The sequence below is a fragment of the Pseudomonas sp. SYWMCR5 genome (assembly GCF_057197165.1).
On record NZ_JBXUNH010000021.1, the window covers coordinates 1 to 2,387 of the forward strand.

Annotated in this window: 1 protein-coding gene; it reads left to right on the plus strand. The window is 58.4% G+C overall.

Annotated elements, in window-relative coordinates; all coding sequences use genetic code 11:
- Positions 1–2,387: immunoglobulin-like domain-containing protein (locus AC2CGW_RS25210; RefSeq protein WP_484574769.1), on the plus strand; the 2,387-nt coding region annotated here is incomplete at both ends.

The following is a 2,387-nucleotide window of genomic DNA, read 5'->3' on the forward strand; positions in this document are numbered from 1 at the left end:
CAGCAGCCAAGCTTCACTGTCAAAGTGAACCAGCCGCTGGATCGTCCGCTCACCGTTACCTTGAGCAATGGCGACAAGGTCACCATCGCGGCCGGCCAGACTCAGGTTGAGTACAAGGCACCGGCACAAGGTGATGACGTCTTCAAAGACTCGGGCTCGCTCACCGTTGGGATCAGCGACGCCAGTGTTCCAGGTAAGACCTTCGAAAACCTGGAACTCGGCGGCTCGGCTACCGTGCAGATCGCTGATACCGAAAGTGAGGTTGTCGCCACCCTTACCGCCGACAAGACCACTGTGTCCGAGGGCGGCGAGATCACCTATACCGTTACGCTGACCAATGCCCAGGGTCTGGACGTCAAAGGCCACAATGGCCTGGTCTTCACGCTCTCGGACGGCACAAAAGTTACCGTTCCGGCGGGCAGCGCCACCGGCACCATCACCATCCATGCCCCTGACGACGTCTACGTCGGCGGTCAGCCAAACATCGTCAACAAGATCGAATCGGTCACCGGTGGTGATAACTTCGAGAAACTGACGCTGGGTGACGGTACCGTCACCACTACTGTGACTGACGAGCCGGGCACTGGCACTCCGGGCACCGGCAACGAAGGCGACAAGGTTTCCGTCACCATCGTCAGCAATGGCAATGTCACCGAAGACCAGCAGCCAAGCTTCACTGTCAAAGTGAACCAGCCACTGGATCGTCCGCTCACCGTTACCTTGAGCAATGGCGACAAAGTCACCATCGCTGCGGGCCAAACCCAGGTTGAGTACAAAGCTCCAGCTCAGGGCGATGACGTCTTCAAAGACTCGGGTTCGCTCACCGTTGGCATCAGCGATGCAACCGTACCGGGCAAGACCTTCGAGAATCTGGAACTGGGTGGCTCGGCCACCGTTCAGATCGCCGATACCGAAAGTGAAGTTGTCGCAACTCTCACCGCTGACAAGACCACCGTGTCCGAAGGCGGCGAGATCACTTACACCGTTACCCTGACCAATGCCCAAGGTCTCTCGGTTACCGGCCATAACGGCCTGGTCTTCACCCTCAGCGACGGCACCAAAGTGACCGTTCCGGCGGGCAGTGCAACAGGCACCATCACCATTCACGCACCGGACGATGTGTACGTCGGCGGCCAGCCAGCGATCGTGAACAAGCTGGAAGGCGTTACTGGCGCGGATAACTTCGAGAAACTGACTCTGGGTCAGGGCGAAGTGAAAACTGACGTCACCGATGAGCCAGGCACTGGTACTCCAGGCACCGACAACGAAGGCGACAAGGTCTCCGTCACCATCGTCAGCAATGGCAACGTTACCGAAGATCAGCAGCCGTCGTTCACCGTAAAAGTGAACCAGCCGCTGGATCGTCCGCTGACTGTCACCTTGAGCAACGGCGACAAAGTCACCATCGCTGCGGGCCAAACCCAGGTTGAGTACAAAGCTCCAGCTCAGGGCGATGACGTCTTCAAAGACTCGGGTTCGCTCACCGTTGGCATCAGCGATGCAACCGTACCGGGCAAGACCTTCGAGAATCTGGAACTGGGTGGCTCGGCCACCGTTCAGATCGCCGATACCGAAAGTGAAGTTGTCGCCACCCTGACTGCTGACAAAACCACTGTCAGCGAAGGCGGCGAGATCACTTACACCGTTACCCTGACCAACGCCCAAGGTCTCTCGGTTACCGGCCATAACGGCTTGGTGTTCACCCTCAGCGACGGCACCAAAGTGACCGTTCCGGCGGGCAGTGCAACAGGCACCATCACCATTCACGCACCGGACGATGTGTACGTCGGTGGCCAGCCAGCGATCGTGAACAAGCTGGAAGGCGTTACTGGCGCGGATAACTTCGAGAAACTGACGCTGGGTGACGGTACCGTCACCACCACGGTGACAGACGAGCCAGGCACTGGTACTCCGGGCACCGGCAACGAAGGCGACAAAGTCTCTGTCACCATCGTCAGCAACGGCAACGTAACCGAAGACCAGCAGCCGTCGTTCACCGTCAAAGTGAACCAGCCGTTGGATCGTCCGCTGACCGTCACCTTGAGCAATGGCGACAAGGTCACCATCGCGGCAGGTCAGACTCAGGTTGAGTACAAGGCGCCGGCACAAGGTGATGACGTCTTCAAAGATTCCGGTTCGCTCACCGTTGGCATCAGCGATGCAACCGTCCCAGGCAAGACCTTCGAGAATCTGGAGCTGGGTGGCTCCGCCACTGTTCAGATCACTGACACCGAAAGTGAGGTTGTCGCCACCCTGACTGCAGACAAAACCACTGTCAGCGAAGGCGGCGAGATCACTTACACCGTTACTCTGACCAACGCCCAAGGCTTGGACGTCAAAGGTCATGGCGGTCTGACCTTCACTCTTTCGGATGGCACCAAGGTTAC